Origin of the sequence: Photobacterium nomapromontoriensis (assembly GCF_050336815.1) — a bacterium.
Lineage (GTDB): Bacteria > Pseudomonadota > Gammaproteobacteria > Enterobacterales > Vibrionaceae > Photobacterium > Photobacterium nomapromontoriensis.
This window is the reverse complement of sequence record NZ_JAKJSL010000025.1, coordinates 102,891-119,929: the sequence shown is the minus strand read 5'-3', so window position 1 is coordinate 119,929 and position 17,039 is coordinate 102,891. Positions and strand designations below refer to the sequence as shown.

The window sequence follows — 17,039 nt, the reverse complement described above, 5'->3', positions numbered from 1 at the left end:
ATCGAGCGTAGTAGGGGGGCTTGTATGTCTTTGCTTACAAATAATCTGTTTGAAAATAAAGTGGCGTTGGTGCTTGCGGGTGCTCAAGGTATTGGTAAAGCGTGTAGTGTGTTATTAGCCGCCCAGGGGGCGAAGGTGTATATCGCTGATTGGGATTTGGATCTTGCCAGTGCTACAGCGCGTGAAATTAATATCAGTAAAAGCGATGATGAAAGCGGCCATGCACAAGGGGTCTTTTTTAATGCCTTTGATAATGACTCCTATGCCACATTGATTGATGCAATTATCGAGAAAGAAGGCAAAATTGATGTGCTTGTTAATAATTTTGGCGGTGTTGATTTGCGTCTCGACCGTGATTTGGCGCACACCGAGGTAGCCAGTTGGGAAAAAAATATTCTGGCCAATATCAACAGTGTATTTATTCCCTGCAAAGCGATAATTCCGGTGATGGTGAAACATGGTGGTGGCAGCATTATCAATATTTCTTCGTTGTCATCCCTCAGTGCTGAAATGTCGAGTATTGCTTATGGCACGGCGAAGAATGCGATTAACCATATGACACGACAAATTGCGATTCAGTACGCCAATTTCGGGATTCGTTGTAATGCGGTACTGCCGGGAATGATTGCCACTGATGCGGTGAAGAAAAACCTCAACCAAGAGTATATTGGTCACTTTTTGGCAACTCAGCCGATTAAACGGATGGGAAAACCGGAAGACATTGCCAATGCGGTCAGCTTTCTAGCAAGTGATAATGCCAGCTTTATTTCTGGGGTTTGTCTGCCTGTGACGGGAGGGATGGATATTGCGACTTCCCGCTATTATTTTGATGCCGATAACGTGACGTTTGAGGATTAACATAACGGGATGGATCATCTTGAAAAAAAAGAGCTCATTGAGCTCTTTTTTTATGATCAGGAATCAATGTTGATCAGGGGGATTACGCTTTATTTTCCAGTCCGCCCAGTACCTCGAACAGGTTAGGTAGGAAGGCTGAGAATTCACCAGCCATCAGAGACAAATCGGCATCAATACGCTGGGCCATATCATCACGGTCAATGTCTTCGTTTTGATCACGCAGTTCATCTGAAAACTTCAAACGTTTGATAGAGAGATCATCGGCCAGGATGAAATCAATGCGGTCTTGCCAGTTGATCGCGAGCTTGGTGACCAACTTATCCGCTTCGATGTGCGCTAAAATCTCATCACAAGATAAATCTTGCTGCTTACAACGGATCACTCCACCGTCTTCCAGAATCGCTTTCAGCTCGGCTTCTTCACCAATGGTAAAGCCGGCTGGTGAGGTGTTTGAGCGTACCCATTCCGTCATGGTTAATTCAGCGGGTTTTTCAGATGTGACTGGCACGACAGGCAGGCTGCCGATTGATTTACGTAGCAGAGCCAGGAGATCTTCGGCTTTTTTGTAACTGCCTGCATCAACTACGATGTAGCCTTCTTTAGGCATGATCATCGCGTAGGTTTGCTGGTTACGACTAAACGCGCGCGGCAGCAGATCCATCATGATTTCATCTTTGATGGTATCTTTTTCGCTCTTCTTCAGCTTGCGGCCTTGCTCGGCTTCTTGCATCTCAACCTTGTTATTCAGTGACTCTTTGATCACCGATGCTGGCACCATTTTTTCTTCTTTTCGAGCGCAGATCAGAATATTGTCACCAACCACGTGAGTAAACATATCACCGTGTTTACCTAGGGCATGTACCCAGCCAAACTTTTGGATATCCTGACTGCCGCACGGGGTAAAGCGGAACTCTTCTAGCTGCTTTTCAAGTTGATCAGGATTGAGGTCAATCTCGCGGCTGAAGCGATAGGTAAGTACGTTTTTAAACCACATCATGGCTGTTACAGATCCTAGGTTGTGCATTTGGCTGATAATCTTATTGCATTGATTGGCATTTGTCCTAAGTTTTCGTGGGCCTTCACTTGGTCACTGAAAAAAGTGCGGTACAATCGAGGCAGTTTCCCCTGCTGCTGATAGTGATTTGTCATGAAAATTCTCCATACCTCCGACTGGCACCTTGGCCATCAACTCCATGGTTATAGTCGTGATTTTGAACATCAATCTTTTCTCGACTGGCTGGCTAATATTTTGGAGGCGGAGCAGGTGGACGCCTTGCTGGTAGCTGGCGATATTTTTGATACCGCGAACCCCCCCGCCAGTGCCTGGCGCATGTTGTATCGGTTTATGGCCCGTCTGGCGAAGAGTTTGCCTGCGCTGGACGTGGTGTTTATTGGTGGTAACCATGACTCGCCGAGCAAACTGGACGCGCCGCATGATTTGCTTAAAGCGTTTGACTTACATATGGTCGGCGGGATTGAGCGCCTGGCTGATGGTAGGCTGGATATGGATCGGATGCTGGTGCCGTTGACCAACCGTGCTGGTGAGCAGGCAGCCTGGGTATTAGCGGTGCCTTTTTTGCGCAGCGCGGATTTGCGCACCGAAGATCTTAGCGATGATGATGACCGTCTGATCAAAGGGGTCGAGATTCTGTACCACGAGGTGACCGAAGCCGCCCGCAGTAAGCAGCTGGAACAGCAAGCTCTGATTGGTATGGGCCATGCCTATATGGCGTCTGGCAAATTATCCGAAATGTCGGAGCGCCGGGTGCTCGGTGGAAACCAGCATGCCTTGCCCGCCACGATTTTTGCCGATGATATCAGCTATGTGGCATTGGGGCATCTGCACTTGCCACAGAAGGTCGCCAAGCAAGAGCATGTGCGCTACAGCGGCTCACCACTGCCGTTATCAATGTCTGAGCGTCGCTATAAGCATCAGGTGGTATTGGTTGAGTTTGATGGTCGAGCCGTCAGTAATATCACCCCGATTGAAGTCCCTCGGGTAGTGGACATGCTTAAGGTGCCCGCCTCTCCCGCGCCGCTTGAGCAGGTGATTGAACAGTTAATGGCACTCGATGTGGAGGCGCTTCCTCGTGAGCAGCAGCCATTTTTGGAAGTACATGTATTGCTGGATAAGCCTCAGGCACTGTTGCGGGAAAAAGTGCTTTCAGCATTAGAGGGCAAAGCGGTTAGATTAGCCAAAATTACCCCGCATTATCCCACTAAGCAGCAAGAACCCGGATTGGGTCAGCGCCGCTTGTCCGATGTGACACCACAGCAGGTGTTCAGCCTAAGCTGGGGGCAGAAATATCAGGGGGAGCCGGATGATGCCATGGTAGCCGCCTTTGAAAGCCTGCTCAGCCAAGTGGCTGATGACGATGCGATTGAGCGACAGTAACGAGAAGAATAACGATGAAAATACTAGCGCTACGTGGCGAGAATCTTGCCAGCTTACAACAACCTTTTGCTATTGATTTTGCTAATGGCCGCTTGGGTGAGGCTGGCTTATTTGCCATTACTGGTAAAACAGGGGCGGGTAAATCGACTTTGCTGGATGCCATTTGCATCGCCTTGTATGACCGTATTCCACGGTTGCAATCGAATAAGAAGAATGATGCTGAGATTGGCCGTGATGATGATCCCGGCCGGATCAAGGCTAATGATGTCCGCAGTATTTTGTCGCGCGGTAAGGCCGAAGGCTATGCCGAGGTTGATTTTATCGCCAATGATGGTAGCCACTGGCGTGCCCATTGGCACGTCCGTCGTGCACGTGGTAAAGCCGATGGCCGGATACAGAATTCTGAGCAGTGGCTGGAAAATCTGGAAACCGGGCAGCGTTTTGCCGGCAAGAAAGGTGAATTGCAAACAGAAATAGAGCGTTTGATTGGCTTGACCTTTGAGCAGTTTCGCCGGGCCGTTATGTTGCCGCAGGGCGAGTTTGCCGCTTTCCTAAAAGCGGGGGCGGATGATCGTGCTGCTTTGCTGGAACGAATGACGGGAGGGGAGATCTATGGCCAGTTGTCGGTCGCGGCCTATGAGCGGGCCCGAACCGAGAAACAAGCGCTGATACAACTGCAAGATAAATTGGGTGATATCGCTCTGTTGTCTGACGAGGATAAACAAGCACTACTGGCTCAGGTGGCGACATTAAAGCAGCGTGTTGAGCAACTGGAGACTCAGTTGCAAGCATTTAAGCAGCACCAGCAGACCTTGAATGTCGCGACGACGCTAGCAACACGGGTGGATCAGGCACAGCAGCAGATCCGCGAGGCAACAGATGCTAAAACTGCCGCGGCCCCGCGTTATGCTCAGATCCGTATGATTGAACAGGTGCAACCTGCGCAGAGAGACTATTTGCTGTTGCAACAGGCGCAAGCCCAAGTACAAAAAGTGGCTGATGCTTTGGCCGCGGCCATGTCGCAGTTGGCAACGGAGCGCGATCGCCATAACAATGCGGATCAGCAAGTTGAGAGCCTGAGTGCAGCATTGAAAGCGGTGGAGCAGCAATGGTTAGCGCTCGAACCGACCATCAAACAAGCGGAAAAATGGGATCTGCAAATTGCAGGACTGCGCGAGCAACAGCAAGCGCAAGAGGAACAATTCCAGCAGCATAGCCGTACCCAGCACCAGCAAAATCAGCATGTGGCGCAATTGCAGCAGTCACAGCACACACATCAGCAGCAAGCCGAGCAGCTACAGCAGTACTTTACACAGCATCCACAGCTAAAGCGCCTTACAGAGCAGGCATCGTCAGTTGAAGATAACTTGCAGCAATATTTAACCGCGCACCGGGCCAGTAGTGCCATGCAAAAAGATCTGCAGCAGATCATGCGGGATCTGCATGATCATGCTCAGCTTGAAGGCTCGTTGAATCAGCAATCGCATGATCTGTCGGTGCAGCAGCAGGCCTGTGAGACAGCGCGTCAAATGCAGGACGTGGTCGCGCTTGAGGCACTGCAAACCAAAGAGCGATCCCGCTATGCTGAGACACAGCAATGGCGAGATACATTGCGACAGGCAGTGTCTGGGTTAACCGAGTGGCACTCATTGTCTCGTCAGGCTGATAAGGTTGAAGCGGAGTGGCAGCTTGCGACTACTCGTCTGACGGAGGCGGATAAACGGATTGAAGCACTCACCCCGCAGATCGCAACGTTGTCGGTGCAGCATCAAGAAGTGGCATCTTTGCTGAAGCAAAGCCGTGCCGTGATGCAGTTGGATGATTATCGCGCGGAATTGAAAGCGGAAGAAGCGTGTCCACTCTGTGGATCATTGGACCACCCTTATGCCACTGAGAATCCGGTGGTCGATAGTCTGATCCAGACCCAGCAAGTTAGGCTGGATGAGCTGACAGCCCAAAAACAGGCCGCTGAAACAGAGGCCAGTCAGTTACGTCAGCAACAGCTGAGTGAACAGCAGCGCATAACGGATCTTAATGCAGAGCGACAGACATTACGTGATCACATCACTCAGGTGTATCAACAGTACCAAGCTGTGTTCTCATTATTGGAGCAGGTCGCAGCTGCCGATGCAGAGACGGGCGGCTCGGTTGAGGATTCAGTGAATGCCCCCATCAATATTCAGGCTGATACCGGAGCATTAGCGGCATGGTTAACGCAGTGGCAAGTGCAGATCCTTGAGACAGAGACCACTTTGAAACAGTTGCAGCAGGCGGGTGAGCAGCGTCAGCAGCAGATTGAACAGGGGCGTCAACTCGATCGTCAATGGCAGCAATTGCAACAGACGCAGAGCCAGTTGACGCAACAACAGCATGCTCATTCGCAGCAAGCGGTGCAATGGCAATCCCGTCAGCAATCGCTGGAGCAGCAGCAAGCGACACAGCTTGAAATTGTGGTTGCGCGTGCACAGGCACTGAATAGTCAATATGGTGATGAATCCTGGCTGGAACAGTTAAGAGCAGTGGGCGAAGAGGCTTTCCTGACCCAGCTACGTCATCAGATCCAGCAGTTCACAGCCAACCAAGTAGCGTTGGCGGGATCGGAACAGCAGCTGGCAGCGCTTGCGCCACAATTAGCTGAAGCGCAAACCATATTGCGAAATACCGAGCAACGAAGCCGTGAAATTACTGCTGCGATAGCGGCCCTGACAACATCCATTGATCAATTATGGCAACAACGAGTCGCGCTGGTGGGTGAGCAGGATTTGGTGGAACTAGCGACTCAGCATAAGCAGAGAATACAAGCACAACATGTTGCGTTGGAGCAGGCTCAGCAGCAGCAGCGTCAATCTGGTGAAGCGATGGCGGCGGCAGATGCGGCGCGCAAGGCGATTGAGCAGCAGCAAGCGGATACTGAGCAGGCATTAGCCGTACAGCAGGCTGCATGGGAACAATGGCTGACGCGGTTGGAACTGACAGAGGCGGCATTGGCTGCCTTGTTGGCTCACGATGAGGCGTGGTTGGCGCAAGAGCGTGAAGCACTGAAGCAACTTGAACACATGTTGGCGGCGGCACAAACGGTATTGATAGAACGGCAGCAGGCTGTGGTTGAGCATCAACCGATGATGGAGGTGGCACAGCAGTGGCTGGCAGCGCATGAAATAGCTATCGACGATCATGCAGATGAAACCGAGACGGCATCCGTTCCTACTGTTGTTTCGGCATGGCGGGATCAGAAAGGCGAACTGGATGAGCAGATCTTTCAAGGTCGGCAGCGTTTGGCACAGGCAGAGCAAGCCGAAGTACAGTCTGGTACGTTGACTGAACAATTGAAAAATCAGCAAGCTACGACAGAGTTGTGGCTGCAGATGAACGAATTAATTGGTTCGGCAACAGGCAACAAATTCCGTACTCTGGCACAGGGGCTGACGTTGCAGCAGCTGGTTGTTCTGGCCAATGACCATTTGCAGGATCTGGCACCGCGTTATGCGTTGCAACCTGTGCCGAGTAGCCCGTTGGCTTTGCAGGTGATTGACCATGATATGGGCGATGAAGTGCGTAGTGTTGAGTCTCTCTCTGGCGGTGAGAGTTTCTTAGTCTCCTTGTCATTGGCGTTGGCTCTGGCTTCGCTTGCCGCAGATACCCGGCAATTAGGGTCGCTGTTTATTGATGAAGGTTTTGGTACGTTGGATCCTGACAGCCTCGAGATGGCCTTGGCTTGCTTGGATGCCCTACAGGCGGATGGTCGTCAAATCGGGGTAATCTCTCATGTGGGCACTTTGGTTGAGCGCATTGGGGTACAGGTGGCAGTCGAAGCACAAGGTGGCGGTCGAAGCTGCATTGCTATACGCGGATAACCTGCATAATTTGATGACACATAGATGTTCATCTTGTTACACATATCCCGATTGGTCACAAAAGTGTCATACTAAACACACATAATGGCTCTCGAAAGACAGCAACTAGTAGGTATAAAGAAGACTATGGTAAGACGGATTCTTGTTGTAGAGGATGAAGCCCCTATTCGCGAAATGCTTTGTTTTGTCCTTGAACAAAAAGGCTATCAGCCAATAGAAGCAGAAGATTATGACGATGCGCTGGAGAAGATTTGCGAACCGTATCCTGAGCTGATCTTGATGGATTGGATGCTACCCGGTGGTTCTGGCATTAACCTGATTAAGCACTTAAAGCGCGATGAACTGACTCGTCAAATTCCGGTCGTGATGCTGACTGCCCGTGGTGAAGAAGAAGATAAAGTGCGCGGGTTGGAAGTGGGCGCGGATGACTATATTACCAAGCCATTTTCACCGAAAGAGCTGATGGCTAGGCTGAAAGCGGTCATGCGCCGTGTATCACCCACATCATTAGAAGATGTTATTGATGTACAAGGTTTAAAGCTCGACCCGGTTTCACATCGCGTGACATCAAACGATGAGCCGTTGGAGATGGGTCCGACGGAATTCAAGATGTTGCACTTTTTTATGACCCACCAAGAGCGGGTATATAGTCGAGAGCAGTTGCTTAATAATGTATGGGGAACCAACGTCTATGTTGAAGACCGTACCGTTGATGTGCATATTCGGCGTTTGCGTAAAGCATTAGAAGCCGATGGTCATGATAAGCTGGTGCAGACTGTACGCGGTGCGGGTTACCGTTTTTCAACCCGAGTTTAGTTATATTTTATAGGCAGTTTTGACCGCATGGATCAGCGTTATCCCGCGGTGTCGGAGTCATAGATGGTAGAGCGGCTTTCGTGGAAAAAGTTGGTTCTGGAACTGATGTTTTTCTACTTGCCTTGGATAGCACTTGGCATGATTTTTGGCTATATGCCATGGTTTTTACTTGTTGCCACGTGGATCCAGTTAATTTGGCATTTCCATAACCAGTTGAAAATGTCTAACTGGTTATGGAAAGAGCGCAGTTTGATGCCGCCTTCAGGCTCGGGCAGTTGGGAGCCGCTTTTCAACGGGATCTATCGATTACAGCAGCGTAATCGTAGACGCCGTAAAGAGCTGGCTACGTTAATCCGCCGTTTTCGCAGTGGTGCAGAATCACTACCAGATGCGGTGGTGGTCTTTCGTAGTGAAGGAAACATTGTCTGGTGTAACAAACTGGCTCAGCACCTGCTGGGCTTTCGTTGGCCTGATGATGCGGGTCAGCCGATCAGCAATTTGCTCCGCAGTCCGGACTTTGTCCGTTATCTGTCTAAGCAGTCGTTTGACGAGCCGTTAGAAATTACCTCACCAATGAATTACGATCGCACATTGGAATTGCGGATCATGCACTACACCGAAGGGGAATACCTGATGGCGGTGCGTGATGTCTCTCAGGTGAAGCAGCTTGAGGGAATGCGACGTAATTTCTTTGCCAACGTTTCTCATGAATTGCGTACGCCGATGACGGTGCTACAAGGCTATCTTGAAATGTCGAAAGATCCCGAGATGCTGGTTGGCCCAATGTGGGACAAGGCTCACGGGGTGATGACTGAGCAACTAGTACGAATGAACTCGCTGGTGGAGCAGTTGTTAACCCTGTCGAAGATTGAAGCTGCGCCGATCATTGAGCTGGAAGAGATCATTGATGTGCCAGCGATGCTGAGTGGCTTAGAAAAAGAAGCGGTCTCACTCAGTGGTGGTGATGAGCACCTGTTCACGTTTGAGGTTGATACGTCACTCAAGGTGCTGGGGGATGAAGATCAGCTACGTAGTGCCATTTCTAATCTGGTTTACAATGCGGTAAAACATACGCCAACCAATGCTGAAGTGAAAGTGCGCTGGTACTTGTCTGCCGCCGGACCGAGACTGGAAGTCATCGATCGTGGACAAGGCATTGAACCGCAACACATTCATCGATTGACCGAACGCTTTTATCGGGTTGATAAAGCGCGCTCGCGAGAAACGGGGGGTAGCGGGTTGGGGCTGGCGATTGTGAAGCATGCCCTGAGTCATCACGATGCCTACCTTGAAATAGAAAGTGAAGTGGGCGTGGGCAGCACTTTCGCGTTTACTTTGCCAATGCGGTTAGTGGCAAAAGCAGCATAAGTGCGGTACAACAGCGGTTGTGCCTGAATGCGTTTGATAATGATAAGCGGCCTGTTGGCCGCTTTTATTGTAGATAGGGCTGTTGGTCTGGAGTGGCGGGTGAAAAAGGGCTTGATGGAGAGGGAGATAGCGAGATGAATATCACCATGAATTGGAAAAAAATGGGCCTGCGGGGGACTGTATTCAGTGCGATGATGATATCGGTGCTTACAGCTATGTTTGCATCAAGGTCGGTATATGCTGCGCATCACGCATTACCCGCATACCAGAAGGTAAGTGGTATTTCCGGTAATCTCTCTTCTGTCGGCTCGGATACTTTTGCTAATTTGATGACCTATTGGTCGGAAGAATTTAAACGTTATTATCCTAGCGTCAATATTCAAGTACAGGCGGCAGGATCCTCAACCGCACCGACAGCATTGGTTGAGGCGACGGCTCAGTTTGGCCCGATGAGCCGTAAAATGAAGGCCCGAGAAATTGCGGCATTTGAACAGAAGTACGGTTATAAACCAACGGAGATCCGGGTTGCTATTGATGCATTGGCGGTATTTGTTCATCAGGACAACCCATTAAACGGTCTTGATTTCTCTCAGCTTGATGCTATTTATTCCCAGACCTTGCGCTGTGGCGCAGCACACCCTATTACCCGTTGGGGACAATTGGGGTTAACCGGGAGTTGGGCGGCTCGTGATATCCAGTTATTTGGTCGAAACTCCGTGTCAGGCACCTACGGTTATTTTAAGCAAAAAGCATTATGCCATGGTGATTTTCGTAACAATGTGAACGAACAACCGGGATCTGCCTCTGTTGTACAATCGGTTGCCAGTTCACTCAATTCGATAGGCTATTCTGGGGTGGGGTATCAGGCAACTGGGATCCGGGCGCTGCCTATTGCTCGGGAAGGGACGGATTATATTGAACCGACGACAGATAACGCCGCGAGTGGCCGTTATCCGTTATCCCGTTATCTTTATGTCTATATAAATAAGCGACCTGGCCAACCGCTTCCTCCGCTAGAAGCTGAGTTTATCCGCTTTATTTTGTCTCATGATGGTCAGGATTTAGTGGCAAAAGATGGCTATGTCCCTTTACCGGCCAAAACGGTCAATATGGCGCTGGAGCAGCTTGGGTTGCTTTGACCGAATGGCTTTGAGGCGCGTAGTTTATCGCTCCGAAATGTGTAGGTTCCAGCCCGCTTTTTGCCAGTATTCTTGCTCCTTACGTAAATCGGCAGCCAATAATCGGCTGCTTTCTTGCCAGTCTGCAGGCAGTGTAAGCTGCCATTCTTCTTTATCGGCATTGACCGTGATCGGCGGTAAGGGATCGTCACTACGTTGGCCGTTTAGCGCCACGGCTAAACGCAGGGTACGGATCAAAGGGTAGAGGTGCTTACGCTTGTAAATGCTAAGATCCGGCATGTCTTCAAGTTTGATCCCCTTGCGTTGGTAACGAACCAGTGTCGCGAGTACTGTTTGTTGCTCAAGGTTAAATCCCGGCATGGTGCTATAGCGTAGCAGGTAGGCAGAATGACGGTGAAAGCCTGGATAGCTGATGCTGAGACCGACCTCATGCAGCAAGGCCCCCCAACTGAGCAAGGTCACCAGCTCGTCCTTTGCCAGCCCTGGTAAAGGGACTATCTGGTTATAGAGCTGTTCGGCCGTTTTCTTGACTCGATTCGCCTGATTGATATCCACATTGTACTGGGTTGCCATCGCACTGGCCGTTCGTGCCCGAATATCGTGGTGGCGAAACCGGTCTTCCATTTCGTACAGTAATCCTTCGCGAAGTGCGCCGTCAGAATAATTCATCGTCTCAATATTGAGAGACGCAAACACTGCGCTCAAAATGGCGACACCGGAGGCAAAAACGGGCTTGCGATCATCACTAAGTCCGACAAGGTCGAGGGTATCGGCATGCTTATGGGTGAGGATTGTCTCGCTTAATTGACTGAGTCGCTTGGCGGTGATGATCCCATCAGTATGGCCTTGGCCAATCAGTACTTCGCGGATGGCTTTAATGGTTCCAGATGAACCCACCGCATTTTGCCAGCCCATATGGATATATTTACTGGCAATGCTTTCCAGCTTTTGCTCGGCAGCCAGCTGTGCTGCTGCCATATGCTTACGTGATATTTTGCCATCGGGGAAATAGTACTGGTTATAGCTGACACAGCCCATGTGTTTGCTGTAAGCCAATTTAGTGGTGAACTGCTCCCCAATCACCAGCTCGGTACTGCCGCCACCAATATCGACAACCAGCTTTTGACCGCTATCGGGTTGGGTATGAGCCACGCCGAGGTAAATCAGGCGTGCTTCCTCTGTTCCCGGTATGATTTCTATCGGAAAGGGCAGAATAGTTTCTGCTCGCTGGAGAAAAATATGGCCGTTACGGGCCTGACGAAGGGTGTAGGTAGCGGCAATCCTGACGTTATCTGGGGTGAATCCCTGCAGGCGCTCAGCGAACATTGCGAGGCAGCTAAGACCGCGCTGGATAGCAGCATGATCGAGGTTATGGTGCTCATCCAGTCCGGATGCCAAATGGACGCGCTGTTTGTGACGGCTGATGATTTGCAGGCTTTGGCCGACGATACGCGCCACGACCATGTGGAAGCTGTTGGAGCCGATATCAATGGCTGCGATTTCTCGTGGCCGAGCAGGTTCTACTTGTCTGGATTCAGTCATCGGGGTCACCACTCTTTTCTGCTTTTTTCTTTAGCTGCTTCTCAGTGTGTTTGAGGTAATCGTAGATCGCTGTTTGGGCACGAATTTTACGTTTATTACCTCTAGGCACGTATTCGTTGGTCATTTTTTTGTTAATAACCCGCGCTTTGACCGTATCAGAAAGCTGGATATTCAGGATATCAATGATCGTTTGTTTGAGCGCCGGATCATGGATTGGGCAGCCGACTTCGATGCGGTTATCGATATTGCGAGTCATCCAGTCTGCTGACGAGATGTAGACATCTGGTGCGCCGTTATTTTCAAAAACCACCACTCGGGGATGTTCAAGATAGCGGTCGATAATACTGATGGCGCGGATGTTATCGCTGATCCCTTTTATTCCTGGGGTCAGGGTGCACATCCCCCTTACAATCAGCTGCACTTTTACCCCCACACTACTGGCTTGGTACAGCAGGTTAATTAGCCCCTTATCAACCAAATTATTCACCTTTAGTGTAATACCCGAGGGTAGATTTTGCTTGGCGTGGGCAATTTCACGGTCAATCAGATCGTATAGACGAGAACGGGAATTGCTTGGTGATACGATTAACTGTTTAAATTCAACTGGCTGATAAGGATTCTGGATGTAGCTAAATACCATTTTGACTTCATCGGCAATGTCTTTGTTACATGTCATTAGTGCAAAATCGGTATAAACACGGGCGGTTTTTTCATGAAAATTACCGGTTCCAATGTGGGCATAGCGTACCAGTTCCCCTTCTTCGCGACGGGTGATCAGGCACAATTTGGAGTGAATTTTTAGACCAGGGATCCCAAAAACAACCTGTACGCCAGCTTCGGTCAGACGATGAGCCCACTCAATATTCGCTTCTTCATCAAACCGAGCCTGTAGCTCTATCACCACGGTGACCTGCTTGCCATTATTGGCCGCATTGATCATCGAGCCGATGATTAATGAGTGTTTAGCGACCCGGTAAATATTGATTTTAATGCTGTGTACTTTTGGATCATAAGCGGCTTGACGGACCAATTCTGTCATGTGGTTAAAGGTATGGTAGGGGTAATACAGCAGAATATCTTGCTGCTTGATGGCATCAAAGGCATTCGATGCGAGGCAAAAATGAGTACTCTCGATCTGGGGGACAGGCTTGTTTTCTAAATAACTACGACCGACATTTGGAAAATCAATAAAGTCTTTAAAGTTATGGTAGCGGCCACCAGGAAGGATGCTGTCGTAACGGGATACTTTGAGCCGATCACACAGTACATCGACCATGCTTGATGGCATCTCTCGTTGGTAGACAAAGCGAACCGGCATTGCCGTCAGGCGCTGATTGAGTCCTTCTGACATTTGTTCGAGTAAGCTGTGTTCCACCTCCTGACTGAGATCATATTCGGCGTCACGAGTCATTTTCATGGTATAGGCAGAAAGGCTGTCGTAGTCAAAAAAGCCCCGGAAGATATCATCCAAACAAAAACGTATGATGTTATCGAGTAAGATAAGGGTCTTGCGCCGTTTTCCTTTGGGCTCTGGTAGCTGAATAAAGCGAGGAAGTTGTTCTGTGGGGATTTCAATTAAGGCATAGCGGGTGTGGTTTCCTTGTTGGAGTTCAATCGCCAGATACGAGTATTCATCCTTCAGGAATTGGAGTAGTTCTATATCGTCGGTGAGTAATATCGGGGCAATGTGGGGCAGTATTTGAGTGCGAAAATGCTTTCTTAGCCAGCTCTCCTGATAGGTATCAAGCTGCTGTTCATTGACCAAAAAAATATGGTGGCGCGCCATTTCCAGTAAGATTTCATTATACAGGGCGTCGAAGTCCTGATTGAGTTTCAGGACTCGACTTTGAATTTTACTGAGTAGGTGCTTGGTACTTTCTCCGCCCTTTTGCTCCTCTCTGATCAGGATCCGCCGTTTGACATCAGCAAAGCGGACTTTGTAAAACTCATCAGTATTACTGGAAAAAATACCGAGGAAGCGGACTCGTTCAATCAATGGTACCGACTTGTCCGCCGCTTCCTGCAGTACGCGTTCGTTGAAGGATAACCAACTGAGTTCTTTATCGAGATAGAGCGATTCGGTACTCATACTGATCCTAATTTAGCGTGAAAACTAGGGGCTTACTCGTTGTTATCGATATCAATGGTTAAGTCATCGGCGATTTGCTCAAGTGCATCCTGCACCATATCAAGCGTGATGCCGTTGGGTAATTCTAGCTGAAAATCAGCGGTAAAGATTGGATATCCCCAATTGGGTGCACTGTGACTGTCAGTCTTGAGCTTGTTGATATTAATCCCGAGTTGATTGAGCGTGGCGGCAACATCTTTGACGATTCCGGTGCGGTCATTGCCGGTAACCACCAAATTATGCAGGGTTGAAGCTGGGATGCTGTTGCCTTCATTTTCGACAATCAGAATTTGCAGGGCGTGAATATTGCTCAGGGCATGGCTGAGAATGGCGGCGTGTTGCTCGGCGACTTCAACCTGAAGGATCCCGGCAAACTGACCCGCTAATTGACTAAAACTACTGGATAGCCAGTTACCGTGGTTGTGGTAAACCGTGTCAGAGAGGGTGTCGACAAGGCCGGGGCGATCTTTACCAATAATAGTAATGACGAGGTGCTTCATAACGATATCCTTATTCGTTGACATGGCATTATTGAACATTATGTGACCATGTCTGTTGTGTGTCTAGTTTGTCACTTGAGGTTGATGGGGATATTTCAGTAACTTGGGGGTTGAGCATGGCTGTTAATAAGCCATTGTCATATAATTGTCATCTTCAACCAATACTATTGGTAAGCGTGTAAATCTATTGAGGTAATAATGGCAAAGGCCGGTGCATTTTTAATGGGAGAGAGTCCTGGCCGCAAGGTAAAAGACAAGCTAACCCGCTATGGAGTGACGGCTGGTGGTATTTTTGTTCTTATTACCCTTGTTCTTATTTTCTTCTATCTGCTTTATGTGATCATCCCGATTTTCTCCTCAGTCAAAGTGACGCCGATACAGACGTTTACAACGTCATTCTCGGATAAAACGGTTTCCGCCTCCTTAAGTGATCATAACGATTATCTTTTTCGCTTGTCCGATCGCGCCACGTTAAGTGTATTGCCCTTAACTGGCCCCAAGGCGGGTCAGGTTATCTCTCAGTATTCGCTTCTTGACGGGGCAACAAGCCTAGCTCGAACCTTACCTGCAGAAGGTATTTTTGCTGTTGGTGGTGAGCATGGTGAGGTCGCGATTGTAAAGCCTGTTTTTAATGCAGTGAACAGCACGGCTGAACAGCCTGTTTCATTGATTTATCCATTGGGTCAAGCTGCAATCCAGCTTGACCCGGAGCATCAGCCGATTACGGCGCTGGCGGTTTCTGTACGTAGCGAGCGTGCCGGTATTATCGGCGTGACAGCCGATGGTCGTGTTCGGGCAATGGTATTTACCAGCCAAGATGGTCCTCTGGATATGGATCAGCCACAGTGGCATTCATCCTCGTTCGCGATTAAGGGATTACCAACGGAGATTAAAGCCCTTGCGGTGACACCGGATACACGGACAGCCTATGTATTAGCAGGAATGCGTATTTATGTCGTCTCGCTTGATGGGCACGCCGGTGTGATTCGAGAGGTGGTTGAGGTAAGTCGTTCTGACAGTCAACCCGTGCAATTAGAATTGTTATCAGGCGCCAATTCACTGTTGATTAGCCACAGTGATCATTCGGTCTCGCAATGGTTTGATGTATTGCGTGACGGTAAGCGGAAACTGACACTCACACGTGAATTTGAACTGCCGGATAATGCGGTAGTACGTGTCGTACCGGAATATGCCCGTAAGGGCTTTTTTGCTTTGCAGCAGGATGGTCAGCTTTCTGCCTTTTACACCACAATTAAAGGGGCGATATACAGTGAACCAGTTTTCTCGGGAGCACTACCTGATTTACTGGCGATCTCCCCGCGCGCTAATCGTTTGATGGCAGCAACTGGCAATGACTGGCAGCTTTTTCAGGTCGATAATAGTCACCCAGAGATTGGGATAGCTTCGCTATGGCAGAAGATTTGGTATGAAGGTTATCCTGAGCCGGCTTATGTGTGGCAGTCAACTTCCGCCAGTGATGAATTTGAACCTAAATTGAGCTTGGTACCTATCGTATTTGGTACCTTGAAAGCCGCTGTCTATGCGCTGTTTTTTGCGATTCCCATGGCATTGGCCGGGGCCATTTATACCGCGTATTTCATGTCGTCGCGAATGCGTCAGGTGGTGAAGCCCACCATTGAATTGATGGAGGCACTGCCTACGGTGATCCTCGGCTTTCTGGCCGGGATCTGGCTGGCGCCGATTATAGAAGCACACCTGATTGGGATCATGTTGCTATTGGTCATGCTCCCTGCAGCGATGATCACGGTTGGTGCGCTTTGGTCGTTAGTAACTTGGCGCTGGCGTCAGCGTATTCCGAGTGGGCTCCATGTCTTATTGCTTATGCCAGTTATTATCGGGGTGACCTACGCTTGCTTTGCAATCAGTCCATGGATAGAAACGGCTTTTTTTGCTGGTGATGTCCGGGTGTACCTCACGAATGAGTGGGGGCTGGGATACGATCAGCGTAATACCTTGGTCGTGGGGATTGCGATGGGCTTTGCGGTGATACCGACCATTTTTTCAATTGCGGAAGATGCGATTTTTTCAGTGCCAAGCCATTTAACTAATGGTTCGCTGGCTTTAGGGGCGACTCAGTGGCAAACCTTGACCAAGGTGGTTTTGCTGACTGCCAGTCCGGGGATTTTCTCTGCGGTGATGATGGGGTTGGGGCGTGCCGTGGGTGAAACCATGATCGTATTGATGGCAACAGGCAATACCCCAATCATGGATTGGAATGTGTTAGAGGGGATGCGTACCTTAGCGGCGACGATTGCGATTGAGATGCCGGAAAGTGAGGTGGGCAGTTCTCATTACCGTATTATGTTTTTGGCGGCATTTGTGCTGTTTGTGTTTACGTTCTTCTTTAATACCATTGCCGAGCTGGTTCGTCAGCGATTGCGCGAAAAATACAGTTCGCTATAACCCGAAAAGATGACA

General features: G+C 49.5%; 11 protein-coding genes. 7 read left to right on the top strand and 4 right to left on the bottom strand.

The window, feature by feature from the left end; genetic code table 11:
• The first annotated feature begins 24 nt into the window (after positions 1–24).
• Positions 25–858: an SDR family NAD(P)-dependent oxidoreductase gene (locus L4D12_RS10490; RefSeq protein WP_428447784.1), complete on the top strand. Its 834-nt coding sequence runs from the start codon at positions 25–27 to the stop codon at positions 856–858.
• A gap of 82 nt (positions 859–940) precedes the next feature.
• Here L4D12_RS10490 and rdgC read toward each other — a convergent pair whose 3' ends face one another.
• Positions 941–1,852, bottom strand: coding sequence for a recombination-associated protein RdgC (gene rdgC / locus L4D12_RS10485; protein WP_428447805.1), 912 nt, complete (start codon positions 1,850–1,852; stop codon positions 941–943).
• Between the two features lie 153 nt (positions 1,853–2,005).
• On the opposite strand from rdgC, the gene L4D12_RS10480 reads away from it, so the two are divergent.
• The 5 genes from L4D12_RS10480 to L4D12_RS10460 all read left to right on the top strand — a co-directional run bounded on the left by L4D12_RS10480 (position 2,006) and on the right by L4D12_RS10460 (position 10,430).
• The gene (locus L4D12_RS10480; RefSeq protein WP_428447783.1) at positions 2,006–3,253 is read left to right on the top strand and encodes an exonuclease SbcCD subunit D C-terminal domain-containing protein; all 1,248 of its coding nucleotides are present in this window, start codon (positions 2,006–2,008) and stop codon (positions 3,251–3,253) included.
• Positions 3,254–3,267: 14 nt separating this feature from the next.
• Entirely contained in the window at positions 3,268–7,107 is a 3,840-nt protein-coding gene (locus L4D12_RS10475; RefSeq protein WP_428447782.1) for an AAA family ATPase, read from the top strand.
• A 126-nt stretch (positions 7,108–7,233) separates the two neighbouring features.
• The gene (gene phoB / locus L4D12_RS10470) at positions 7,234–7,923 is read left to right on the top strand and encodes a phosphate regulon transcriptional regulator PhoB (protein ID WP_428447781.1); all 690 of its coding nucleotides are present in this window, start codon (positions 7,234–7,236) and stop codon (positions 7,921–7,923) included.
• A 63-nt stretch (positions 7,924–7,986) separates the two neighbouring features.
• On the top strand, positions 7,987–9,291 hold the full coding sequence (gene phoR, locus L4D12_RS10465) for a phosphate regulon sensor histidine kinase PhoR (RefSeq protein WP_428447780.1): 1,305 nt from the start codon (positions 7,987–7,989) through the stop codon (positions 9,289–9,291).
• Positions 9,292–9,485: 194 nt separating this feature from the next.
• Positions 9,486–10,430 (top strand): PstS family phosphate ABC transporter substrate-binding protein, encoded by a 945-nt coding sequence (locus L4D12_RS10460; protein WP_428447804.1) that lies wholly within the window; start codon positions 9,486–9,488, stop codon positions 10,428–10,430.
• A 24-nt stretch (positions 10,431–10,454) separates the two neighbouring features.
• On the opposite strand, the gene ppx is transcribed toward L4D12_RS10460, so the two are convergent.
• From ppx to L4D12_RS10445, 3 genes are read right to left on the bottom strand one after another with little or no spacing between them, the layout of a single operon-like run.
• On the bottom strand, positions 10,455–11,972 hold the full coding sequence (ppx, locus tag L4D12_RS10455) for an exopolyphosphatase (protein ID WP_428447779.1): 1,518 nt from the start codon (positions 11,970–11,972) through the stop codon (positions 10,455–10,457).
• Complete coding sequence (gene ppk1 / locus L4D12_RS10450) at positions 11,965–14,061, bottom strand: polyphosphate kinase 1 (RefSeq protein ID WP_428447778.1); 2,097 nt, start codon at positions 14,059–14,061, stop codon at positions 11,965–11,967. The genes ppx and ppk1 overlap by 8 nt, the downstream gene beginning before the upstream one ends.
• Positions 14,062–14,093: 32 nt before the next feature.
• Positions 14,094–14,600, bottom strand: a complete 507-nt coding sequence (locus L4D12_RS10445; protein WP_428447777.1) for a glycine cleavage system transcriptional repressor — start codon at positions 14,598–14,600, stop codon at positions 14,094–14,096.
• A gap of 198 nt (positions 14,601–14,798) precedes the next feature.
• Here L4D12_RS10445 and L4D12_RS10440 point away from each other — a divergent pair, with 198 nt between their 5' ends.
• Positions 14,799–17,024: an ABC transporter permease subunit gene (locus L4D12_RS10440; protein ID WP_428447776.1), complete on the top strand. Its 2,226-nt coding sequence runs from the start codon at positions 14,799–14,801 to the stop codon at positions 17,022–17,024.
• Positions 17,025–17,039: the final 15 nt, after the last annotated feature.

What these genes read in the sequence shown, in the direction of transcription:
- L4D12_RS10490 (WP_428447784.1), top strand. Translation starts at nt 25, where the DNA reads ATGTCTTTGCTTACAAATAATCTGTTTGAAAATAAAGTGGCGTTGGTG.
- rdgC (WP_428447805.1), bottom strand. Translation starts at nt 1,852, where the DNA reads ATGTGGTTTAAAAACGTACTTACCTATCGCTTCAGCCGCGAGATTGAC.
- L4D12_RS10480 (WP_428447783.1), top strand. Translation starts at nt 2,006, where the DNA reads ATGAAAATTCTCCATACCTCCGACTGGCACCTTGGCCATCAACTCCAT.
- L4D12_RS10475 (WP_428447782.1), top strand. Translation starts at nt 3,268, where the DNA reads ATGAAAATACTAGCGCTACGTGGCGAGAATCTTGCCAGCTTACAACAA.
- phoB (WP_428447781.1), top strand. Translation starts at nt 7,234, where the DNA reads ATGGTAAGACGGATTCTTGTTGTAGAGGATGAAGCCCCTATTCGCGAA.
- phoR (WP_428447780.1), top strand. Translation starts at nt 7,987, where the DNA reads ATGGTAGAGCGGCTTTCGTGGAAAAAGTTGGTTCTGGAACTGATGTTT.
- L4D12_RS10460 (WP_428447804.1), top strand. Translation starts at nt 9,486, where the DNA reads ATGATATCGGTGCTTACAGCTATGTTTGCATCAAGGTCGGTATATGCT.
- ppx (WP_428447779.1), bottom strand. Translation starts at nt 11,972, where the DNA reads ATGACTGAATCCAGACAAGTAGAACCTGCTCGGCCACGAGAAATCGCA.
- ppk1 (WP_428447778.1), bottom strand. Translation starts at nt 14,061, where the DNA reads ATGAGTACCGAATCGCTCTATCTCGATAAAGAACTCAGTTGGTTATCC.
- L4D12_RS10445 (WP_428447777.1), bottom strand. Translation starts at nt 14,600, where the DNA reads ATGAAGCACCTCGTCATTACTATTATTGGTAAAGATCGCCCCGGCCTT.
- L4D12_RS10440 (WP_428447776.1), top strand. Translation starts at nt 14,799, where the DNA reads ATGGCAAAGGCCGGTGCATTTTTAATGGGAGAGAGTCCTGGCCGCAAG.